This is a genomic window from Actinomadura rubteroloni, from assembly GCF_002911665.1.
GTDB classification, from domain to species: Bacteria; Actinomycetota; Actinomycetes; order Streptosporangiales; family Streptosporangiaceae; genus Spirillospora; species Spirillospora rubteroloni.
In genome coordinates, this window is record NZ_MTBP01000002.1 from 1489309 (window position 1) to 1508132 (window position 18824).

Below are 18824 nucleotides of genomic sequence, written 5' to 3' on the forward strand. Positions count from 1 at the left end.
GAGTGGTAGTCCTATCTAACACTCCCGAAGGGGCCCGTGAAAGCATACGGCCAATTGATCAAGCACGGACTCACCTCGTAGCGCGTGCTCGAGGAGGTCAAGCGACCCCGAGACTACGGACGCGTACCGACGGCCTCGGGGGCACACGTGCGCGCAGACCCGGGGGCTACTCGCGACCGTTCATGATCAGTGTGTGCGAGCGACCTGCTCAGCCTAGATGCCGAGGCTGCGGCCGATGATCTCTTTCATGATCTCGGTCGTGCCGCCGAAGATGGTCTGGATGCGGACGTCCTGGTAGGCGCGGGCGATCGGGTATTCGGTCATGTAGCCGTAGCCGCCGTGGAGCTGGAGGCAGCGGTCCACGACGTTCTTGACGAGTTCGGTGCTCCAGTACTTCAGCATCGCGGCCTCTTCGATGGAGAGTTCGCCGCGTCCTTCTTTGGTGATGCACTGGTCGGTGAAGGCGCGGGTGACCGTGATCTCGGTCTTCATCTCGGCGAGCGTGAAGCGGTTGTGCTGGAACTTGCCGATCGGACGGCCGAACGCCTCGCGCGTCTTGCAGTATTCGAGGGTCTGCTCGAAGGCGGCCTCGGCGGCGGCCTGGGCGGTCACGCCGATGGACAGGCGCTCGCGGGCCAGGTTCTGCATGAGGTAGATGAAGCCCTGGCCCTCTTCGCCGAGAAGGTTGTCCGCCGGGACGCGGACGTTGTCGAAGAACAGTTCGGCGGTGTCCTGCGCGTGCATGCCGATCTTTTCGAGGTTGCGGCCGCGCGTGAAGCCGTCCATTCCGCGCTCGACCACGAGCAGGCTCACGCCGTGCGCGCCGGCGGACGGGTCCGTCTTCGCCACGACGATGACGAGATCGGACAGGATGCCGTTGGAGATGAACGTCTTCGAGCCGTTCAGGACGTAGTGGTCGCCGTCGCGGATCGCCGTGGACTTGATGCCCTGGAGGTCGGAGCCGGCGGACGGCTCGGTCATCGCGATGCCGGTGATGATCTCGCCGGAACAGTAGCCGGGAAGCCAGCGCGCCTTCTGCTCGTCCGTCGCGAGCGCCCGCAGATAGCCGCCGTTGATGTCGTTGTGGACGGAGAATCCCGGCCCGTGGATTCCGGCCTTCGCCAGTTCCTCGTTCAGCACGACGTAGTACCGGTAGTCGGTGTTCCCGCCTCCGCCGAACTCCTCGGGCATGTCGATGCCGAGGAGCCCCTGGCGGCCGGCGGCGCGCCACACGTCGCGCGAGACGACCCCGTCCTTCTCCCACTGCCCGTGGTGGGGGGCGATCTCCTTGTCGATGAAGGACCGCACGACGTCGCGGAAGGCCTCGTGCTCGGCGGTGAAGATCTCGCGTGCCATCGCGGCGCCCCTCCCAGGGTGTAAGCATGCGCTGATACAGAATGAATGTAACACTAGTACTGTCACATAGACGAGCCCCGGGGAGCGACATGGCCGATCTCACGATCGACGAGCTGGCGTCCCGCGCCGGGGTCAGCGTCCGGACCGTCCGGTTCTACGCGGGCCGGGGCCTGCTGCCGCCCCCGAAGCTGCGCGGACGCACCGGGCTCTACGGCCCCGAGCACCTCGCGCGGCTCGAACTCGTCCGGGAACTGCAGGCGCTCGGGCTCACGCTCGCGGCGATCGAGAAGCACGTCGCGCGCATCCCCGCCGACGCGCCGCCCGAGGACGTCGCGCTGCAACGCGCGCTGCTGTCCCCCTGGGCGCCCGAACGGCCCGAGGAGATGGACCGCCACGAGCTGGACCGCCGCGCCGGACGCCATCTGGACGACGACGCTTTGCGCAGGCTCGCCGCGCTAGGCGTCGTCGACGCGCCGGACGGCGACCGGGTCCGCGTCGCGAACCCCGCGCTGCTCGGCGTCGGCGCGGAGCTGGCGGACCTGCCGATGCCGCTGGAGACGCTCGTCGCGGCCCACGGCGTCCTGGAGCGCTACACGGCCGCGCTGGCGGACGAACTCCAGGGCGTTTTTCAGGAGACCGTCGTTCGCCCGTACCGGGAACGGGGACGTCCGCCTGAGGAACGGGAGCGGTTGCTGGAGCTGTCGGCCAAGCTCAAACCGCTGATGATCCAGTCACTGGTGACGTCGTTCCAGCGCGCCGTGGACGACGCGATCCGCCGGACCGTCCCGAACGACTAGGCGTTCTTCCACTCCTGGTCCTCGTAGCCGACGAGGCGGGGGTGGTCCAGCGTGTTGATCTCGACGTCCCGGCGCCGGACGTCCTTGCCGAACACCGTCGCCGCCGCGAGCACCGAACCGTCCAGGTAGCGCAGGCCGGACGTGACGCGCGCGTCCAGCCGCAGCGCCGGCGGCGACGACCCGGGCGCGGCGAGGACGTAGCCCCAGTCGCCGAACGACGGGACGTCCACGTGGTACGGCGTCGTCGCGAACCCCGCCGCCGCGATCGTCTTCTGGATGCTCCAGAACGACTTCGGCGCGAAGTACGGGCTGCCCGACTGGACGACCATCCGCGCGCCCGGCGCGAGCGTCCGCCGGACGAGCCCGTAGAACTCCAGCGAGTAGAGCTTCGCGGTCGCCACCTCGTCCGGGTCCGGCATGTCCACGATGACCGTGTCGAACTGCTCCCGCAGCCCGCGCAGCCACGAGAACGCGTCGGCCGTCACGAGACGCACACGCGGATCGGCGAATGCACGGTGGTTCAATGCGACCAGGTCCGGATACGTGCGGGCCAGGTGCAGCATCTCGGGATCCAGCTCGACCAGCGTCGCCGACCGGACGTCGGGGTACTTCAGCACCTCGCGCATCGCCAGCCCGTCCCCGCCGCCGAGGATCAGCACGCGCCCGCGCGGCCCGGCGAGCGCGGGATGGACGAGCGCCTCGTGGTACCGGTACTCGTCCACCGACGAGAACTGCAGGTCGCCGTTCAGGAACAGCCGCACGTCCGGACGCCCCGCCAGCGACAGCGACCGCGTGATCGTGATCTCCTGGTACGGCGTCTGCCGGTCGAACGCGATCGGCGCGTCGTAGAGGGCCTGCCGGGACGACTCCTCGAACCGTCCGGCCAGCGCGTACGTCGCGCCGAGGAGGGCCAGGACGAGCGCCATCCCCGCCCACAGCCCGGCGCGCGCGACCCGTGCGACCTGGCCGCGGAACAGCCACAGCACGACCGCGATCCCGGCGACCGCGTTCACCCCGCCGACGAGCAGCGCGCCCTTGATATGCCCGAAGTGCGGAAGCAACAGGAACGGGAAGGCGAGCCCGCCGACGAGCGCGCCCACGTAGTCGGCGGCGAACAGGTCCGCGACGGCGCTGCCCGCGTCCTGCCGCCGGATGCGCTGCAGCAGGGTCATGAGCAGCGGAATCTCCGCGCCGATCAGCGCCCCGACCGCGAACGCGATGAGGACGAGCACCGGCACGTACACGTCCAGCCACGCGAACGCCGCGTAGAGCATGAGCACCGACAGCCCGCCGACGAGTGCGAGCGCGCCTTCGACGACTGCGAATGCAACAACCGGGTGCTTCTGGAGCGGCTTGGCGGCGAGCGACCCGATCCCCATCGCGAACACCATCACCGACAGGACGATCGACGCCTGCGTGACCGAGTTCCCGACCAGATAGCTGCCGAGCGCGACAAGAGCCAGCTCATAGACGAGCCCACACGCGGCGCATGCGAACACGGCCGCGAGAACGAGCGTCCGCGCCAAACGCGCGGGCACCCGCAGCCCGCCGCCCGTGGGGTGGGTCGCCGGAGCGGACATCAGGAGATCGCGGCGGCGACGATCCCCGCCGTGGCCAGGTCGGCCGCCGCGACGACCCAGCAGGCCGGGTGCAGGACGTCGGACGCGACGACCGTCGCGCCGAGCTTGCCGGGCGTCAGCAGGTCGAGCAGGTAGAACGCGACGACCGTCAGGACGATCCCGATGATCCCGTACACGCTCGTTTCGAGCAGCCCCTGCGCGAGCCCGTCGTCGCTGGTGACGATGGCGGTGGCGACGATCGTCCCGACGCCGAGGAGCTTGGCCGCGAGGATCAGCGCCGCGCCCCGGTTGCGCTCCAGCCAGATCTGGTCGCCCAGCCTGCCCGGCGTGGTGACCTCCACGACGAGATAGCCGAGCGCCATCAGCGCGATGCCGACGGCTCCGTAGGCGAGGGCCGCCCCGCTCTCGTGGACGACGCTGTTCATGTGGCGTTCCTCCTGCTCCGGAAGGCTGCGACGACGATCCAGGTGAGACCGGCGACGGCGAGGATGACCCCGAGGACGACGGGGACGTACCGTCCGGCGTCGCTCGCGTCGGAGATGCGGTCCCCGGTGGGCGTGCCGCCCGTGCCGGAGTCCAGCGGGACGGCGGGCGCGAGACCGGCCTGCGACGTCAGCAGCGGCGCCGAGGTGACGACGTCGGCGAGCCGCGCGATGCCGTCCGACGCGACCAGGTCCTTGGCCGTGAGGCCGAGGCCGGCGAGGACGCCGTTCGGGAGCGTCTGCGCGAGCCCGATGTTGTCGACGGCGCGCACCGTCACCGACGTGAACTCCTCGTCGTAGGACGTGTAGTCGTATTCGGCGACGATGACGACCCAGCGCGGGCACTGCGCCGGCACGGTCCGCGGGTCGGTGCGGTCGCCGAGGCCGGACGCGTACTGGACGTCCTGGTTCGCCACGTCCTCCGGGCTCAGCCCGCGCGGGTCGGTGAGCCCGGTGGCCCAACCGCCGTGCAGGTCGGAGTCGACGACGTAGCCGTAGCAGACGCCCTGCGCCTTCTGCGCGGCGGACAGGCGGCCGATCAGGCGCGTGTTGTCGGCGGGCTGGAAGACCTGCGCGGCGGTCTCCAGGCCGTCGTCCGACTCGAACGCGCGGGGCAGGAAGGAGAGCCCGATGATCGCGGCGGTGATCGCGATGATCCAGAAGCCGGGGCTGCGGAACAGTTTCACTTGCCGCTCCCCGGACCGCCGCCGCGGAAGGTCGAGATGTGGCCGTGGTAGCCGCCCCACCGTCCGCCGACGTACGAGTGGTAGTGCCGGTATCCGCGATCGGGGTCCTCGACGGTGATGCGGCTGCCGCGTCCGTCCGGCAGGATCCCGACGACCTCCGACCGGTACCGCAGGAAGATCCCGCTCGGGTCGTAGGCGCGGTCGTACGGCTTCTTCTTCTTGACGATCTGCCGCGCGACCACGGCCGGCGGGTACGGCGATCGGTACGTGCCGACACCGATCCGGCTGTAGTGGCTCTTGATGAACGACTGCGCCGACGATCCGCCGGCGAGCAGCGCGATCAGCGTGACGGCCACGCCGAGTCCGGCGATGAGCGAACCGCCGATGAGCGCGCGTCTCATGGGGTCACCGCCAGGCGGCTGCGGGTCATGACGATCTCCCGGGTCTGGGGGTAGGCGTGCCAGGTGCGCCAGCCGAGCCCGGACGGCTCGGCCAGCAGGGCGGTGACGGCGTGCGGGGAGCCGGGGAAGGCCCCGGTCAGCGCGTCGCGGCGGCCGTCGAGGTCCGCGCGGACGGCGGCGACGGCCCGCGCGAACGCGGCATCGTCGGCGTGCCGTTCGGTACGGGCGGTGAACGCGTAGGACGCGGTGTCGTACCGTCCGGGAAGCGGTGCTCCGGTGTCCGGCAGGCACGCGACGGTCTCGCTGACGTCCCCGCAGATGATCTGGTGGGACGCACCGAGCAGCCGCAGTTCGACGGTGCGCGTCCCGCACGGCACGGCCAGGACGGCCAGCGCGTCCAGCGGCGGCAGTCCGAGCGCGAACCGCAGCGCGTCGGCGCGCGTGTCGGCGAAGGGGGTGTCGAGGGGGGCGAGCAACGGTCAGCTACCGGGGTAGATCGTGAGCGAGCCGTTGGGGACGCGCTCGCCGAGCCCCGCCTCCCAGGACCCGTCGCCATAGCGCTCGAACGACAGATAGCGCCCGCCGGGACCCTCGTAGTCGACGTACTCGACCCGTCCTCGCGCGGGAACGCCGGTCGTGCCCTCGGTGGTGTAGTCGGCGGTGCCGTGCTCGTCGCGCCGGTACTCGACGCCGTCCACGGTCAGCGAACGCTCGCTGGGCGTGAGCCCGTCGGCGTCGTGCTCCGTCCACCAGACGACCTCCAGGTCCGGGTCCTCCTCGACGGAGAGCCAGACCTTGCCGCCGCCCGCGGTGTCGGCGTCCAGCAGGTGCTCGGACCAGGTGAAGCCGCCCTCCTTCAGCCGCAGCGAACCGCGGACGAAGTACCGGACGCCGAGGTACTCCACCATGTCCCCGGCCTTCAGCGCACGCGGATCCCCGGCGGCCTGGTCCTCGGGGGCGAACGGGTCACGCGGCGCCGCGACCGCCGGGGCGGCCGGAGCACGCCGGCGCAGCACCACGATCAGCACGACGAGCGCCGCCAGGACGAGCACGAGCAACACCGCGACGACCGCACCGAGCACCTGAAACCTCCGGAAAGCAACGACCCGTCCCCTGAGAACCCGCGAATCGTATCGAAACAGCAGGATCCCGAGATGATGGGACGCATCACCCACCCGTCCGGTTCCGGACGTGACCAGCGCGAATCACCGTCCGCCCGAAGCCTCAGAGGCGGGCGATGCCCGCTTCCACGCGCTCGTCGGTCGCCGTGAAGGCGATGCGGACGTGCCGCGCGCCCGCCGGGCCGTAGAAGTCGCCGGGGCCGACGATGATGCCGAGGTCGGCGAGGTGCGCGACCGTGTCCCAGCAGGACTCGTCGCGCGTCGCCCACAGGTACAGGGACGCCTCGGAGTGGTCCACGCGGAAGCCGTGCCGCTCGAACGCCCCGCGCAGCAGCGCGCGGCGGCGGGCGTAGCGTTCGCGCTGCTCGGCGACGTGCGTCTCGTCCGAGAACGCGGCGACCATCGCGGCCTGCACCGGCGCGGGGACGATCATCCCGGCGTGCTTGCGGACCTCCAGCAGCCGCTTGACCAGCGCCGGGTCACCGGTGACGAACCCGGCGCGGTACCCGGCGAGGTTGGAGCGCTTGGAGAGGGAGTTCACGGCGAGGAGCCCTTCGTGCGTCCCGCCGCAGACGTCCGGGTGCAGGATCGAGACGGGCGGGCACTCCGGATCCCAGCCGAAGTCGAGGTAGCACTCGTCGCTGACGACGATCGTCCCGCGTTCGCGCGCCCACGCGACGACCTTCCGCAGGTGCGAGGCGGGCAGCACCTTGCCGGTCGGGTTGGACGGCGAGTTCACCCAGACGAGCGCGGGACGGGCCGGCCCGAGGGACAGCAGCCCGTCCGTCGCGACCGACGCGGCCCCGGCGAGCCGCGCCCCCACGTCGTACGTCGGGTAGGCCAGCTCGGGGAACACGACCGTGTCGCCCGCGCCGAAGCCGAGAAGCGTCGGCAGCCAGGCGACGAGTTCCTTGGTGCCGATGACCGGCAGGACGGCGGACGGGTCGGCGCCGCTGACCCCGTGCGTCTCGCGCAGCCACGCCGCGACCGCCTCGCGCAGCCGGGGCGTGCCGTAGGTCTGCGGGTAGCCGGGCGCGTCGGCCGCCGCGGCGAGCGCGGCGCGCACCGGTTCGGGCGTGGGGTCCACGGGCGTGCCGACCGACAGGTCCACGACGCCGCCGGGATGCGCGGCGGCCCGCTCGCGGTAGGGCACCAGGCGGTCCCAGGGAAAGTCCGGCAGCGCGAGCACTTACCTCACCTCGATAAAAGAGTGGCCCCCCGGAGAGCGGGGGGCCACTCGAACAGCGTCGACAGCCCGGAGCGTCCGGGACTACGTCAGTCTTCCTGGGCCTGCGGGGGCAGCGCGGCGACAAGGGGGTGGTCCTTGTCGATCTTGCCCACCTTGGAGGCGCCGCCGGGCGACCCGAGGTCGTCGAAGAACTCCACGTTGACCTTGTAGAAGTCCTTCCACTGCTCGGGAACGTCGTCCTCGTAGTAGATGGCCTCCACCGGGCACACCGGCTCGCACGCACCGCAGTCGACGCACTCGTCGGGGTGGATGTAGAGCTGCCGGTTGCCCTCGTAGATGCAGTCGACCGGGCACTCCTCGATACATGCCTTGTCGAGCAGGTCAACGCAGGGCTGCGCAATGACGTAGGTCACCTCAGTGACTCCTCTCCCGGTTCACCGCATGGCACGCGTGGCCTCCGCTCCCGCAGGGGCCGGAGCGCCCGTGGCCGGCGTCCGCGGCTCGCTGGAGCGCTCCCCGCGACGCCACCGCACCCTGCGGCGGTTGTTCAGGTGCATAGTATGGCCGTCGCCGCGCAGTCGATCGGACCTGGGGGTCACATGTCCGGCCATCTCGCCGCACGGCTGGTGGTCTCTATCAGTGAGGCCGACGTGGGCCAGCGGGTCTCGCTGCGCCGCCGTCTGCCTACGGGAGAGTACAGCGACGTGGTCGGCGTCCTCGAATCCTGGTCGGGCGGAACGCTGCACGTCCGCCGCCGCACCGGCGAACTGGCCGAGGTGGACGCGGCGGCGATGGTGGCGGCCAAGGTCGTGCCGCCCGCTCCGCCGCGCCGCCGTCCCCGGACGTCCTGACGTCAGCGGGGCGGTTCGGCCGCGCGCTGCGGCACCGACGGCGCCGGGACGGGCGGAACGCGCTCCCCGTAGGCCACGCCCGCCTGCATCGGCTTGTCGGTGGAGAACAGCTCCGACACCGTGACGGGCGTCAGCCCCTTCTTCCGCAGCCCGGCGAGGACGGTCGGGACGGCCGCGACCGTCGTCTTGTGGATGTCGTGCATCAGCACGATGCTCCCCCGGTGCGCCTGCCCGAGCGCCGCCCGCTCGACGCGCCGCGTGTCGCGGATCTTCCAGTCCAGCGTGTCGACGCTCCACAGCACCTCGGGCATCGCGATGTCCCCGCTGACCCGTTTGTCGACGGCCCCGTACGGCGGACGCATCAGTTTCGGCGTCACCCCGCCCGACGCCCGCTCGATCGCGCGCTGCGTCCGCTGCACCTGCGCGCGGACGGACGCGCTCGGCAGCGTCGTGAGCTGCGGATGCGACCAACTGTGGTTGCCGATCTCGTGGCCGGCCAGCGCCGCGCGCCGCACCGCGTGCGGGAACGACGCGACGTTCTCGCCGAGCATGAAGAACGTCGCGCGGGCGCCCGCCGCCTGCAACTCGTTCAGCAGCGTCTCGGTGTAGGGGCCGGGGCCGTCGTCGAAGGTCAGCGCGACGCAGGACGCCTTGGCGCAGTCGATCGCGCGGGGCGGCGGCGGTGCCTGCGGCGCGGACCGGGCGCGCGGCGCCCCCGCGAGGGCGTGCCCGTGGGTGGCGGCCTGCCGTCCCCCGGCCCCGCCGCATCCGGCCGCGACCGTCACCGTCAGCAGCGCCAGCGCCGCGCTCGCCCTCGTCCTCACCGCGAACCTCCGCACTCCGTCGGACCTCTCGGTGTTCGCATCCCCGCGCGGCGGGCGCGTTGAGATCGCGAAGGAGTACGGAAAGCGCAAAACCCCCGGAAATCGGATGGATCTCCGAGGGCGACGGTCAGCGGACGGGCCAGTCCGGGACGTCCGCGGGCAAATCGGCGCTGACCCGGAGCGGGAACGACGGCGGACGCTTCTCCAGGAAGGACGTCACGCCCTCGGCGGCGTCGGCGGCCGAGCCGAGCGCGGCCATGAGGCGCGAGTCGGCGGCGTGCGCGTCCCACGGCGACGGCGCCGACAGGCCCGACCACATCAGCCGCCGGATCGCCGCGACCGACACCGCCGAGGTGTTGTCGGCGATCTCCCGGGCCAGCTCGTAGGCGGCGGGCAGCAGCTCGTCCGGCGGCAGGACGCGCGAGACGAGCCCGCCGCGCAGCGCCTCGTCCGCGCCGAACACCCGGCCCGTCGCGGCCCACTCCATGGCCTGCGAGATTCCGACGAGCCGGGGCAGGAACCACGACGACGCGGCCTCGGTGACGATCCCGCGCCGCGCGAACACGAACCCGAACTTGGCCTTCTCGGCGGCGAACCGGACGTCCATCGGCAGCGTCATCGTCACCCCGACGCCGACCGCCGCGCCGTTGAACGCGCCGATGACGGGCTTGAGGCAGCGGGCGATGCGCAGCGCGACCGTGCCGCCGCCGTCGCGGGGCGTGCCGTCGTCCAGGACGTCGTCGCCCGCGAACATGTCCCGCGAGCGCTCCTGGTTGAACGTGTCGCCGCCCGCCTCCAGGTCGGCGCCCGCGCAGAACGCCCGGCCCGCGCCGGTCACGACGACGGCCCGGACGGCGTCGTCGGCGTCGATCCGGTCGAACGCGTCCAGCAGTTCGGCCCGCATCGTGCTGGTGTAGGCGTTCATGCGGTCCGGACGGTTCAGCGTGACCGTCGCGATCCCGTCCCGCACCTCGTGGACGATCTCGGTGTACGACACCCGGCGACCCCTCTCTCGAAGACTGGAACGAGATTCTAGGAGGCGGCCTCCGGGAACAGCCGGGCGACGACGTCCCGGCGCCACTGCCCGACGTCCGTCGGCGGCGGGGGCGGCGGCACGACCGCGAGCGTCCCGTCCTTCTCCGGGACGAGCCGCAGCTCGACCCCGTCCGCCATCTCCACCAGCACCGGCAGCACCGGGCCGGCGGCGGCGACCCGCGCCGCGACCGCCCCGAGCACCCGCGCCCAGCCCTGCCCGAGATAGGGCGGCAGGCCCGTGACCCGCACCTCCGGCAGTCCGCGCGCGGCGAGCCCGGCCGTGCGCAGTTCCAGTCCGCCGGGCCGTTCGGCCCCGACGACGCGTACCTCGCCCCGCACCTTTGTCCTCCCGTCGACCCGCGTAAAACACGCGGTCCTGGGCGTCGCCGCAACGGCACGGCGTCCCGCCAGATAAATTACGACAGTGCATTGGGCCGTGACGACGTACGATTCCGCCTTCGGGTACGTCTCCGCGCACGGCGCGCCCCTGGTCGACCTGCTCGACCCCCAGCCCGGCGAGAAGATCATCGACCTCGGCTGCGGCACCGGCGCGTTCAGCGCGGAGATCGCCGAGCGCGGCGCGGAGGTCCTCGGCCTGGACGGGTCCGCCGAGATGATCGCCCAGGCCGCCGCGCGCCATCCCGGGCTGTCGTTCTCCGTCGCCGACGCCCACGACTTCACCACCAGCGAGTCGTTCGACGCCGTCGCGTCCAACGCCGCGCTCCACTGGATGACCCGCGACCCGGACGCCGTGATCGCCCGCGTCCACGAGGCGCTGCGGCCCGGCGGACGGTTCGTCGCCGAACTCGGCGGCGCGGGCAACTGCGCGGAGCTGATCGTCGCGATGCAGACGGCGTGGCGCGTCTTCGGCCTGCCCGAACCGGACCTGCCGTGGTACTTCCCGAGCCCCGCCGAGTACGCGACGCGGCTGGAGGACGGCGGGTTCACGCTGCGCCTGCTCGAACACGCCGACCGTCCGAGCCGGATGGTCGAGGGCCCGGACGGCGCCGCCGACTGGGTCCGCGCCTACGCCTCGGGCGCGCTCGCCGAGGTGCCGCCCGAGCTGGTCGAACCGCTGCTGGCCCGCGTCAACGAGCTGGCCGCGCCCGCGCTGCGCCGCGAGTCGGGCTGGGTCGCCGACTACGTGCGGCTGCGGTTCGCGGCGATCCGCAAGCCGGACGGCTCGACCCCCATGCCCGAAGGGCCGCTTTAAATGCTGCGACTGCGCGACGCCGACGGCGAACTCACCGGGCTGCCCGGCGGGCCGGTCCTGCGGATCCGCGCGGACGCCGGGCCGCGCGGCGCCGTCGTCGCGGACGTCCTCCGCCGGGCGGCCGAGCGCGGCGGACGGCGCGTCCTGCTCGCCCTCCCCGGGGACTTCACCGCGCTCGGCGTCGCGCCGTCCCAGGACTTTCACGGCGAACCGGACGTCGTCGTCGGGCCGGGGGCGTGGCCGGACGTGCCGCCCGCGTCCGGCTCGGCCGACGGGCCGGGCGCGCGGCTCGCCGTCCTGGCGACGCCCTACCGGGAGCCGCTCGACCTCACGCCGTCGCGTCTTGCGGCCGCCGCCGCCCGGCTGGACGCGTGGCGGACGTCGGTCGCGGCCTGGGCGCGCGAACCGGGCCGTCCGCTGGACCGCGCGTCGGTGCGGGCCGCCGAGACCGCGCTGGCCGACGACCTCGACGTCCCGGCCGCGCTCGCCGTGCTGGACCGGGTGGCCGCGAGCGATCTCGCGCCCGGCGCGAAACTGGAGACGTTCATCGCTTTGGACCTGCTGCTGGGCCTGAATCTCGTGGCCGCGATCGGCCGCTAGGACTCGCGGGCCAGCGCGCCCTCGGCGACCAGGGCGTCCAGGGACGCGGCGAACACGTAGGCGGTGCCGCCGCCGGGCTGGTCGAACCACGGGACGGCCGTGCCCGACAGCGTCCACAGCGGACGCAGCAGCCGGTACGCGTGGAACGGCCGGCTCTCCCAGTCGGCGGGCAGCGAGCGCTCGGGGAACGGGGTGCCCTCGGCGTAGGCGACGTTGCCGTCCGGATCGCCGTAGCGGTCCACGACCGTCCCGGCGGGCAGGCGCAGCGGCTTCGGGGCGCGGAACAGCGTCAGCGGCGGCTCGCCGGGCAGCGGCGTGATCGCCGGGACGGGCCCGGCGTCGTCGCGCGGCGGGATCAGCAGCAGCCGGCCGAGCAGGTGCGCCGCCGCGTCGTCGGCCGCGCCGAACCGGACCTCCTTCAGCCGGTCCCCGCCGACCTGCTTGAACACCGACCAGCCGTCACCCTCGGCGATCAGGCACCAGGCGTCGTCCTCGGCCGTCCCGATCCGGTACGCGGACGGGACGACGCCGAGATCGTCCAGCCGCCGTGCCACCCGTTCCAGCCACTTCGCCGGGTTCGGTCGCGGCGGTTCCGCCACGACGCGCTCCGACGGCTTCTCACCGGTCACGGCCGCGGTCGCCGCGTCCATCGCCTCGTCCCCGACCTGCGGCACCCGGAACCCCCGCGCGCGGACGTGCGCGACGAGATCCGGCTCCGGCGGGACGCCGTGCTCGGCCAGGTAGTAGCCGACCGCGCCCGACCAGACCCACGTCCCGTCGGTGTGGAACGTCAGCGGGACGCGCTCGGGCCGCGCCGGGTCCATCAGGTCGGGCGCGAGCGACCGCGCCGCGAGCACGACCGGGCAGCGCCGCAGGTAGTCGGCCAGCGGGCCGCGCTCGGCGGGGTCGACGGGCGGACGCGACACGCTCGGGTTCTCGCCGTCCGGGCCGATGTCGTCGAACACCCGCGCGCGCCGCACCCCGGCGACGGGCTCGTCCGGCGGCGGCTCGGCGTCCGCCGCCGCCTCGCCCGCCAGCCGCAGCATCCACTCGGGGATCTGGTCGGTCGGGAAGCGCTCCAGCTCGCGCCGGACCTCCCGCGCGGGCGGCAGCGTGTTCCACGCGGGCTCGCGGTCGGACGTGAACGACGCGCGGCACCGGACGCTCGTCTCGTCGTACAGCACCTCGAAGTCGATGCGGGACCACGTCGAGCCCCGGAACGCGTGCGTGCCCGCGCGGAGCCGGTCCAGCAGGACGGCGGCGGCCGGCGGCGGCGTCCAGTCCGCGCGGGTGCCGTCGGCGCGCATGACCATGAGCGGCGGGAACTCCTCGTGCCCGCCCGTCGCCTGGTAGTACCCGAACACCTTCTGCCACAGCGGCGGCGCCTGGTCGGCGATCAGCGTCGTGAACCGGTTGGACAGCAGGTCCATCTGCTCGGCCTGGTTCAGCGGCGGGACGGCCGTGTCCCGGTCGTGCCCCGGCTCGCGCCCCTCGATGCGGTCGCGCAGCCAGCCGGGCATCTTCGCCCCGTCGCGCGGCAGGACGACCTGGTCGCGCCGCCACGCGTCGGCGGGGAGCGGCGGGTCCCAGCCGGGGTCCTCGGCGTAGTTGTAGACGGGGCTCGCGGCGTCCTGCTCGATGAAGAACGTCATCGAGAACCAGGTGCCCTGCTCGGACAGGTAGTGGACGCGGCGCAGCTCGGCCAGCGCGTCGCGCAGCGCGTCGGTCGGCTCGGCGGTGTCCGGGCGTCCGTCGGCCGTGAGCACGGCCAGCGTGATCTGCTGCTCGGCGATCGTCGCGCGGCAGCCGAGGTCCACGCGCCGCCAGCCGATCGGAGCCGTCTCCCGCGCCAGGTCCGCCACGCGGCGTTCGAGTTCCGTGATCTGCTCGCTCCGCCCCACCGCGCCAGGTTATCGGCATGGACCGGGCGGGCGCGGGCGGCGTACCGTCGCCTGCTGTGCGCAAGACGGTCGTGATCGTTCCTCTCGTCGTTCTGCTGGTGTCGTGCGTCTCGGTGGTGTCGATCGGGTGGTATTTCTCGTCGGTGGCGACCTCGGTGGAGCATGGCCGCGCTTATCGCTTCACTATCCGCGGTGTCTCCGGTGACACGGTGACGCTGCCGCGTGACGCTACGACGTCCCGTCCCGGGGTCTGGGGGCTGATCTGGCCCGGTGGACGCGCCGTGCTCGGGCCGGTCGTCGGCGGGGACGCTCGGACGGTGCAGCGCCGGTTCTCCGTGGTCTTCGGCCGTCCCGCGCCGGGGTCGCGGGCGGTCATCGACCACTGGGTTTATGGGCGTGATCCGCGTCGGGATCTCGGGCTCGAATTCCGGGACGTTGTGTATCCGTCCTCGCTCGGACCCATGCCGGCGTGGTTTTTGCCGGGCCGGTCGTCGGTGTGGGTGATCGCGGTGCACGGACGCAATGCCTCGCGGTTCGAGACCTTTCGTGCACTGAAGGCCGTCCATGCCTCGGGGATGCCGGTTCTTTCGATCTCCTATCGCAATGACGTGGGCGCGCCCCGGTCTCCCGACCATCGCAATTTGATGGGGTACACCGAGTGGCGGGATATCACTTCGGCCATCGCTTATGCGCGGGGGCACGGGGCTTCTGGAGTCGTCCTGTACGGGTACTCGATGGGCGGCGGGATGGTGGTGAACGCCGTCCGGCACGACGCTTCGTTCGTCCGGGGCCTGGTGCTGGACTCGCCCGTCCTCGACTGGAACGCGACACTCGACAAGCAGGCGGGCCAACGCTCGCTGCCGTCGTTCGTGACGGCCGCCGCCAAACGGATCCTGGCGTGGCGGATGGGAATCGACCTTTCGTCGCTGGACGCCCGTACTTACGCGCCCCGCCTCCGGACGCCGACGCTTCTGTTCACCACCGACGAGGACGCTCTCGTGGACAACAGGCCGTCCTACGAGTTCGCCCGCCTCGCGCCGCGCGGCATGGTCACGCACATTTCCGCGCACGCCGATCACACGGACGCCTGGAACGTCGACCCCGTCCGCTACGAGAAGGCCCTTTCCGGATTCCTCGGGCCGCTGCTCAGCGCACGTCCAGAAGAGTCTTTCCCCTAGTCGCGCGGGCCTCGATGGCGCGATGGGCGTCGGCGGCCCGCTCCAGCGGGAACCGTTGCCCGATGACGGGCCGCAGGACGCCGGCCGCGCCCGCCGTCAGCGCGCTGAGCGTGGCCTGCCGGAGCATCGCCGGGTCGGGGCGGTTGCGGACGAGCACGACGTGCCTTTCGTCGGCCTGCTGCTGCGTGATGCCCGCCCATTCGCCGCTGGCGAGGCCGTAACTGGCCATGCGCCCTCCGCCGCGCAGTGTGGTGAAGGCTTTCCGGCCGATGTCGCCGCCCACGCCATCGAAGACGATGTCGACGTCCTCCACCTTCTTCTCCCACCCCTCTTCGCGGTAGAGGACGACCTCGTCGGCGCCGAGTTCCGCCGCGAGTTCCGCCTTTCCCGCGTCGCCGACCGCCGCGACGACCGTGAGCCCGGCGTTCTTGGCGAGCTGGACGAGCAGCGACCCGACACCGCCCGCCGCCGCCTCGACCAGCACCCGTTCACCCGCACGCGGCTCGGCGGCCTGGAATTGGAGTGTGGCGGTGCGCCCGTCGGCGAGAAGGGCGACGGCGTGGTCGAGCGGAAGGCCGTCCGGAACCGCGTGGACGGCCGCGCGATCGGCGACCGCGCGCTCCGCGTACCCGCCCGCGCCGCCGGTGGACGCGACGACGCGCCGTCCGCCGCCGTCCACGCCGCCGACGCCGTTCCCGGGAATGAGCGGCGGGACCACCCGGAACGGTCCTTTCATTCCGGCCCGCATCTGCGTCTCGACGAACGTGACATTCGCGTACTCGACATCAATAAGCACCTGCCCGTCGTCCGGAACCGGCTCCCTGGCCTCGCCCGGGACGAGCACGTCCGGTCCGCCGAACGCGGTGAGCCACACGGCACGCATGCTGATTCCTCCTGGGGGTCGCGTCTAATGCGTCCACGCTGCAACCTCAACCGAACTGGAGGTCAAGCGCGGCCTAGGCTCGACGGCATGACCGTCCTGCGCTCCCTCGCCCTCTTCGCCCTGGCCGCCGTGGCGGAGATCGGCGGGGCGTGGCTGGTGTGGCAGGGCGTCCGCGAGCACCGGGGCGCCGCCTGGACCGCCGCAGGCGTAGCGGCACTGGGCGTCTACGGCTTCGTGGCGACCCTGCAGCCGTCGGCGACGTTCGGCCGCATCCTCGCCGCGTACGGCGGGGTGTTCGTGGCGGGCTCCCTGGCATGGGCGATGGCCCTGGACGGCTACCGCCCCGACCGCTTCGACGTCCTCGGAGCCGCCCTCTGCCTGCTCGGCGTCACCGCGATCATGTACGCCCCCCGCACCTGACGTGCCCGTTTTCCACGATCTTGACCTTCGGCAACGAACGGCCTTTCTCACCGGCGCCGCCCTCTGTAAGCTTTCGCGCACTACGCCTCTGTTGTTGGACTGAGCGACTCGGGATGGCGATGCACGTCCGGCCGGTACGTTCCACCCCCGACGGCGGCCCCCGGCCACGCCGCCGCGCGAGGACCGCCGCCGCCGCACTCCTCCCCCTGACCCTGACGGCGTCCGCCTGTGGCTCCACCCACCCGAGCGCCGGCACCTTCTCCCCCACCGGCCGAACAGCCGCCGCCACCCCCCTCAACACCCCCACAACAACCTCCGAGGACCCCGCCACCCTCCCCCCGGCCCAGATCGACAAAATCGTCCTGGCCCGCTACCGCGCCTACCAGTCCGCCTACCAGCACGCCTACGAGACCAACGACCCCACGGCCCTCCCCACCGTCGCCATGGACCCCGTCCTCTCCCGCGTGACAACCGACATAGAACGAACCAAAGCCAAAAACGAAATCTGGCGCTTCACGAACATCTCCAACCCTCGCATCTACGCCCGCAGCAAAGACGGCCACACCGTCTACGTCGTCGATTGCATCAGCACGCTTGGCGCGTATCGCTTCTCCACGCTGACCGGGAAGCGCATCGACGGCGGACCGGGCACCGCCTTCCTCTACCGCTCCGCTGTCTCATTCGGCGAAGGAACATGGAAGGTGTCCGACTCCGCCAAGGACAAGCGATGCTGACCTGCCCTCCGACGGACGAGTCGCCATGGAGCCGAATGTGCGATGCCCGCACTGTGGCCGACGCAAAGGATCCACGATGAACCGCTCGCATCGGCACACGCCGAACTCATCGAGCCGCACGCTCGCGGCGGCCGGGGCCTTGGTGCTTTCCGCATGCGCCGCCGTCGCCCTTGATCCAGCGGCGGCCCAGGCCGCGCCCTGCATTCAAATCGACAAACGTCACTCGAACTGCTGGTCCTCAGGAGGCGGCGGGGGGAGACAGGGCGGAGGCGGAAACTCCGGTGGCGGCGGGGGCGGCGGCTGGACCCACACCATCCCGGCCCTGCGCGGGAGCCAGCCCGGCGGCACGACCGTCGATCCGGGCACGCCACCGCAGCCGCGCCAACCGACCACGACGGAACTCGCGGACTCGGCCCTCACCGGTCTGGCCCTGCCCCTTCCCGTTGTTCACACTGCGCCGCGCGGGAAGACGTACGTGGGGGTGACCACGAAGCTGTGGGTCACGGGGCTGACCACCATGCAGGCGACGGCCAATGCCGCCGGGCAGGCCGTCACGATCAGTGCCACCCCGCTTTACGTCTCGTGGAATCTCGGTGAAACGACGCACCGATGCGACAGCGGCAAGGGCTGCCAGTACACCTACAAGCGCTCATCAGTAGGGCAACCTGACGGCCGCTACATGATCAGCGCCACTGCCTACTGGTCGATCACATGGACATGCACGGGCCCGGGTTGCGATCCGCAATCAGGCGCCCTTCCCAACGGTGAGTCCACATCGGTCCCCCGGGCTTTCACAGTGGGTGAAATCCAGTCGAACACTCGGGGTTGATAGCGTTGAAAATCCGTCTACCGATGGCAGTCATCGGTGCTCTCGTCATGACCACGACCGCGTCCTGTGGTAGCGACGACTCTGGTCCGAAGGCATCTGCCCAGCAGCGAACAACGTCTCCCACCCCTTCGCCAGCTCCAGTGTTCACCCAGGGCAAGGTCAACGATGGCCTCATCCGCGCCTCGGACGTCGGAAGGAACGTCGAAGAGGTACCACCGGCGTTTTTCGGCCTCGAGCAAAAGAAGTCACCGATGTGCTCGTTGACGAGCACGCGCCTGAACGGCAAGCCGGATGTCCTCGTCCGCCAGTTCAGTAATGATGCGCCACCGAAAGACGAGATCAAGTATGCCCAGCTCATCGCGCTCTACGCGAACGCGAGTGATGCTTCAGCGGCTTACGATCAGTTGAAGCGGAAGGCGACCACATGCCCGCCCAAGCAGCACGTGCCCGTACGGCGGATCAGCAAGCACTCGATGCTACTTTCCCATGACGACACCTGGAAGACGAGCGAGGACGTCGTCGCCGGCTGGACACACCTCCGCGGAACTGAAACGCACGTGGAACCCGCGAGCGTCACCAAGTACAATGTTTACCATTTTCTTTATGACTACGCGCATCTCGGGAACGCGGTCGTAGTTACCGTTTACTGGGAACGATCGGATCCCAAAGTATCGGCCGACCCGATTTACGCGCGAGCGACCAAGATTCTGACCCATCAGCTCCAGCGCTTCGGCTGACGCGTCG

23 protein-coding genes are annotated in these 18824 nt (G+C 71.5%); 9 read left to right on the plus strand and 14 right to left on the minus strand.

Annotation, left to right across the window (positions count from 1 at the left end):
- Positions 1 to 213: 213 nt before the first annotated feature.
- Positions 214 to 1356, minus strand: a complete 1143-nt coding sequence (locus BTM25_RS18280) for an acyl-CoA dehydrogenase family protein (protein ID WP_103564064.1) — start codon at positions 1354 to 1356, stop codon at positions 214 to 216.
- Between the two features lie 89 nt (positions 1357 to 1445).
- On the opposite strand from BTM25_RS18280, the gene BTM25_RS18285 reads away from it, so the two are divergent.
- Complete coding sequence (locus BTM25_RS18285; protein ID WP_103564065.1) at positions 1446 to 2153, plus strand: MerR family transcriptional regulator; 708 nt, start codon at positions 1446 to 1448, stop codon at positions 2151 to 2153.
- On the opposite strand, the gene BTM25_RS18290 is transcribed toward BTM25_RS18285, so the two are convergent.
- From BTM25_RS18290 to fdxA, 8 genes are all read right to left on the minus strand, one after another.
- Entirely contained in the window at positions 2150 to 3733 is a 1584-nt protein-coding gene (locus BTM25_RS18290) for a polyamine aminopropyltransferase (protein WP_103564066.1), read from the minus strand. The two genes, BTM25_RS18285 and BTM25_RS18290, sit on opposite strands and share 4 nt — an antisense overlap.
- Complete coding sequence (locus BTM25_RS18295) at positions 3733 to 4158, minus strand: DUF350 domain-containing protein (RefSeq protein WP_103564067.1); 426 nt, start codon at positions 4156 to 4158, stop codon at positions 3733 to 3735. The genes BTM25_RS18290 and BTM25_RS18295 overlap by 1 nt, the downstream gene beginning before the upstream one ends.
- A complete protein-coding gene (locus BTM25_RS18300) occupies positions 4155 to 4901 on the minus strand; it encodes a hypothetical protein (protein ID WP_103564068.1) in 747 nt (248 codons plus the stop codon). The genes BTM25_RS18295 and BTM25_RS18300 overlap by 4 nt, the downstream gene beginning before the upstream one ends.
- Positions 4898 to 5302: a DUF4247 domain-containing protein gene (locus BTM25_RS18305; protein ID WP_103564069.1), complete on the minus strand. Its 405-nt coding sequence runs from the start codon at positions 5300 to 5302 to the stop codon at positions 4898 to 4900. Before BTM25_RS18305 ends, BTM25_RS18300 begins: the two co-directional genes overlap by 4 nt.
- Complete coding sequence (locus BTM25_RS18310) at positions 5299 to 5778, minus strand: DUF2617 family protein (protein ID WP_103564070.1); 480 nt, start codon at positions 5776 to 5778, stop codon at positions 5299 to 5301. Before BTM25_RS18310 ends, BTM25_RS18305 begins: the two co-directional genes overlap by 4 nt.
- A gap of 3 nt (positions 5779 to 5781) precedes the next feature.
- The gene (locus BTM25_RS18315) at positions 5782 to 6384 is read right to left on the minus strand and encodes a DUF4178 domain-containing protein (RefSeq protein WP_103564071.1); all 603 of its coding nucleotides are present in this window, start codon (positions 6382 to 6384) and stop codon (positions 5782 to 5784) included.
- Between the two features lie 142 nt (positions 6385 to 6526).
- Positions 6527 to 7612, minus strand: coding sequence for a succinyldiaminopimelate transaminase (gene dapC, locus BTM25_RS18320; protein ID WP_103564072.1), 1086 nt, complete (start codon positions 7610 to 7612; stop codon positions 6527 to 6529).
- Between the two features lie 86 nt (positions 7613 to 7698).
- Positions 7699 to 8025, minus strand: a complete 327-nt coding sequence (fdxA, locus tag BTM25_RS18325; protein WP_103564073.1) for a ferredoxin — start codon at positions 8023 to 8025, stop codon at positions 7699 to 7701.
- A 186-nt stretch (positions 8026 to 8211) separates the two neighbouring features.
- On the opposite strand from fdxA, the gene BTM25_RS18330 reads away from it, so the two are divergent.
- Complete coding sequence (locus BTM25_RS18330; RefSeq protein WP_103564074.1) at positions 8212 to 8463, plus strand: putative acetyltransferase; 252 nt, start codon at positions 8212 to 8214, stop codon at positions 8461 to 8463.
- 2 nt (positions 8464 to 8465) lie between these two features.
- On the opposite strand, the gene BTM25_RS18335 is transcribed toward BTM25_RS18330, so the two are convergent.
- The 3 genes from BTM25_RS18335 to BTM25_RS18345 all read right to left on the minus strand — a co-directional run bounded on the left by BTM25_RS18335 (position 8466) and on the right by BTM25_RS18345 (position 10661).
- A complete protein-coding gene (locus tag BTM25_RS18335; RefSeq protein ID WP_235828468.1) occupies positions 8466 to 9287 on the minus strand; it encodes a polysaccharide deacetylase family protein in 822 nt (273 codons plus the stop codon).
- 127 nt (positions 9288 to 9414) lie between these two features.
- Positions 9415 to 10284, minus strand: coding sequence for a crotonase/enoyl-CoA hydratase family protein (locus BTM25_RS18340; protein ID WP_103564075.1), 870 nt, complete (start codon positions 10282 to 10284; stop codon positions 9415 to 9417).
- A 35-nt stretch (positions 10285 to 10319) separates the two neighbouring features.
- Positions 10320 to 10661, minus strand: coding sequence for a hypothetical protein (locus BTM25_RS18345; RefSeq protein ID WP_103564076.1), 342 nt, complete (start codon positions 10659 to 10661; stop codon positions 10320 to 10322).
- Between the two features lie 97 nt (positions 10662 to 10758).
- Here BTM25_RS18345 and BTM25_RS18350 point away from each other — a divergent pair, with 97 nt between their 5' ends.
- On the plus strand, positions 10759 to 11535 hold the full coding sequence (locus BTM25_RS18350; RefSeq protein ID WP_235828469.1) for a class I SAM-dependent methyltransferase: 777 nt from the start codon (positions 10759 to 10761) through the stop codon (positions 11533 to 11535).
- Positions 11536 to 12135, plus strand: a complete 600-nt coding sequence (locus BTM25_RS18355) for a hypothetical protein (protein ID WP_103564078.1) — start codon at positions 11536 to 11538, stop codon at positions 12133 to 12135.
- Here BTM25_RS18355 and BTM25_RS18360 read toward each other — a convergent pair.
- Positions 12132 to 14036, minus strand: a complete 1905-nt coding sequence (locus BTM25_RS18360) for a TNT domain-containing protein (RefSeq protein WP_103564079.1) — start codon at positions 14034 to 14036, stop codon at positions 12132 to 12134. The two genes, BTM25_RS18355 and BTM25_RS18360, sit on opposite strands and share 4 nt — an antisense overlap.
- Positions 14037 to 14092: 56 nt before the next feature.
- Between BTM25_RS18360 and BTM25_RS18365 the strand changes: the two genes are divergently transcribed.
- Positions 14093 to 15214, plus strand: a complete 1122-nt coding sequence (locus BTM25_RS18365) for an alpha/beta hydrolase family protein (protein WP_168212151.1) — start codon at positions 14093 to 14095, stop codon at positions 15212 to 15214.
- Here the strand turns inward: BTM25_RS18365 and BTM25_RS18370 are convergent.
- Positions 15183 to 16097: a zinc-binding dehydrogenase gene (locus tag BTM25_RS18370; protein WP_103564081.1), complete on the minus strand. Its 915-nt coding sequence runs from the start codon at positions 16095 to 16097 to the stop codon at positions 15183 to 15185. The two genes, BTM25_RS18365 and BTM25_RS18370, sit on opposite strands and share 32 nt — an antisense overlap.
- Positions 16098 to 16184: 87 nt before the next feature.
- Here BTM25_RS18370 and BTM25_RS18375 point away from each other — a divergent pair, with 87 nt between their 5' ends.
- The 4 genes from BTM25_RS18375 to BTM25_RS18385 all read left to right on the plus strand — a co-directional run bounded on the left by BTM25_RS18375 (position 16185) and on the right by BTM25_RS18385 (position 18817).
- A complete protein-coding gene (locus BTM25_RS18375) occupies positions 16185 to 16517 on the plus strand; it encodes a YnfA family protein (protein ID WP_103564082.1) in 333 nt (110 codons plus the stop codon).
- 113 nt (positions 16518 to 16630) lie between these two features.
- Positions 16631 to 17251, plus strand: a complete 621-nt coding sequence (locus BTM25_RS18380; RefSeq protein ID WP_103564083.1) for a hypothetical protein — start codon at positions 16631 to 16633, stop codon at positions 17249 to 17251.
- 76 nt (positions 17252 to 17327) lie between these two features.
- Positions 17328 to 18080, plus strand: coding sequence for a hypothetical protein (locus BTM25_RS29270; protein ID WP_146059077.1), 753 nt, complete (start codon positions 17328 to 17330; stop codon positions 18078 to 18080).
- Positions 18081 to 18103: 23 nt separating this feature from the next.
- Positions 18104 to 18817: a hypothetical protein gene (locus tag BTM25_RS18385; protein ID WP_146059078.1), complete on the plus strand. Its 714-nt coding sequence runs from the start codon at positions 18104 to 18106 to the stop codon at positions 18815 to 18817.
- Positions 18818 to 18824 lie beyond the last annotated feature (7 nt).

Coding starts and splice junctions, on each gene's coding strand:
- BTM25_RS18355 (WP_103564078.1), top strand. CDS start 11,536: ATGCTGCGACTGCGCGACGCCGACGGCGAACTCACCGGGCTGCCCGGC.
- BTM25_RS18330 (WP_103564074.1), top strand. CDS start 8,212: ATGTCCGGCCATCTCGCCGCACGGCTGGTGGTCTCTATCAGTGAGGCC.
- BTM25_RS18370 (WP_103564081.1), bottom strand. CDS start 16,097: ATGCGTGCCGTGTGGCTCACCGCGTTCGGCGGACCGGACGTGCTCGTC.
- BTM25_RS18305 (WP_103564069.1), bottom strand. CDS start 5,302: ATGAGACGCGCGCTCATCGGCGGTTCGCTCATCGCCGGACTCGGCGTG.
- BTM25_RS18375 (WP_103564082.1), top strand. CDS start 16,185: ATGACCGTCCTGCGCTCCCTCGCCCTCTTCGCCCTGGCCGCCGTGGCG.
- BTM25_RS18385 (WP_146059078.1), top strand. CDS start 18,104: ATGGCAGTCATCGGTGCTCTCGTCATGACCACGACCGCGTCCTGTGGT.
- BTM25_RS18290 (WP_103564066.1), bottom strand. CDS start 3,733: ATGTCCGCTCCGGCGACCCACCCCACGGGCGGCGGGCTGCGGGTGCCC.
- BTM25_RS18380 (WP_103564083.1), top strand. CDS start 16,631: ATGGCGATGCACGTCCGGCCGGTACGTTCCACCCCCGACGGCGGCCCC.
- BTM25_RS18280 (WP_103564064.1), bottom strand. CDS start 1,356: ATGGCACGCGAGATCTTCACCGCCGAGCACGAGGCCTTCCGCGACGTC.
- BTM25_RS18285 (WP_103564065.1), top strand. CDS start 1,446: ATGGCCGATCTCACGATCGACGAGCTGGCGTCCCGCGCCGGGGTCAGC.
- BTM25_RS18295 (WP_103564067.1), bottom strand. CDS start 4,158: ATGAACAGCGTCGTCCACGAGAGCGGGGCGGCCCTCGCCTACGGAGCC.
- BTM25_RS29270 (WP_146059077.1), top strand. CDS start 17,328: ATGAACCGCTCGCATCGGCACACGCCGAACTCATCGAGCCGCACGCTC.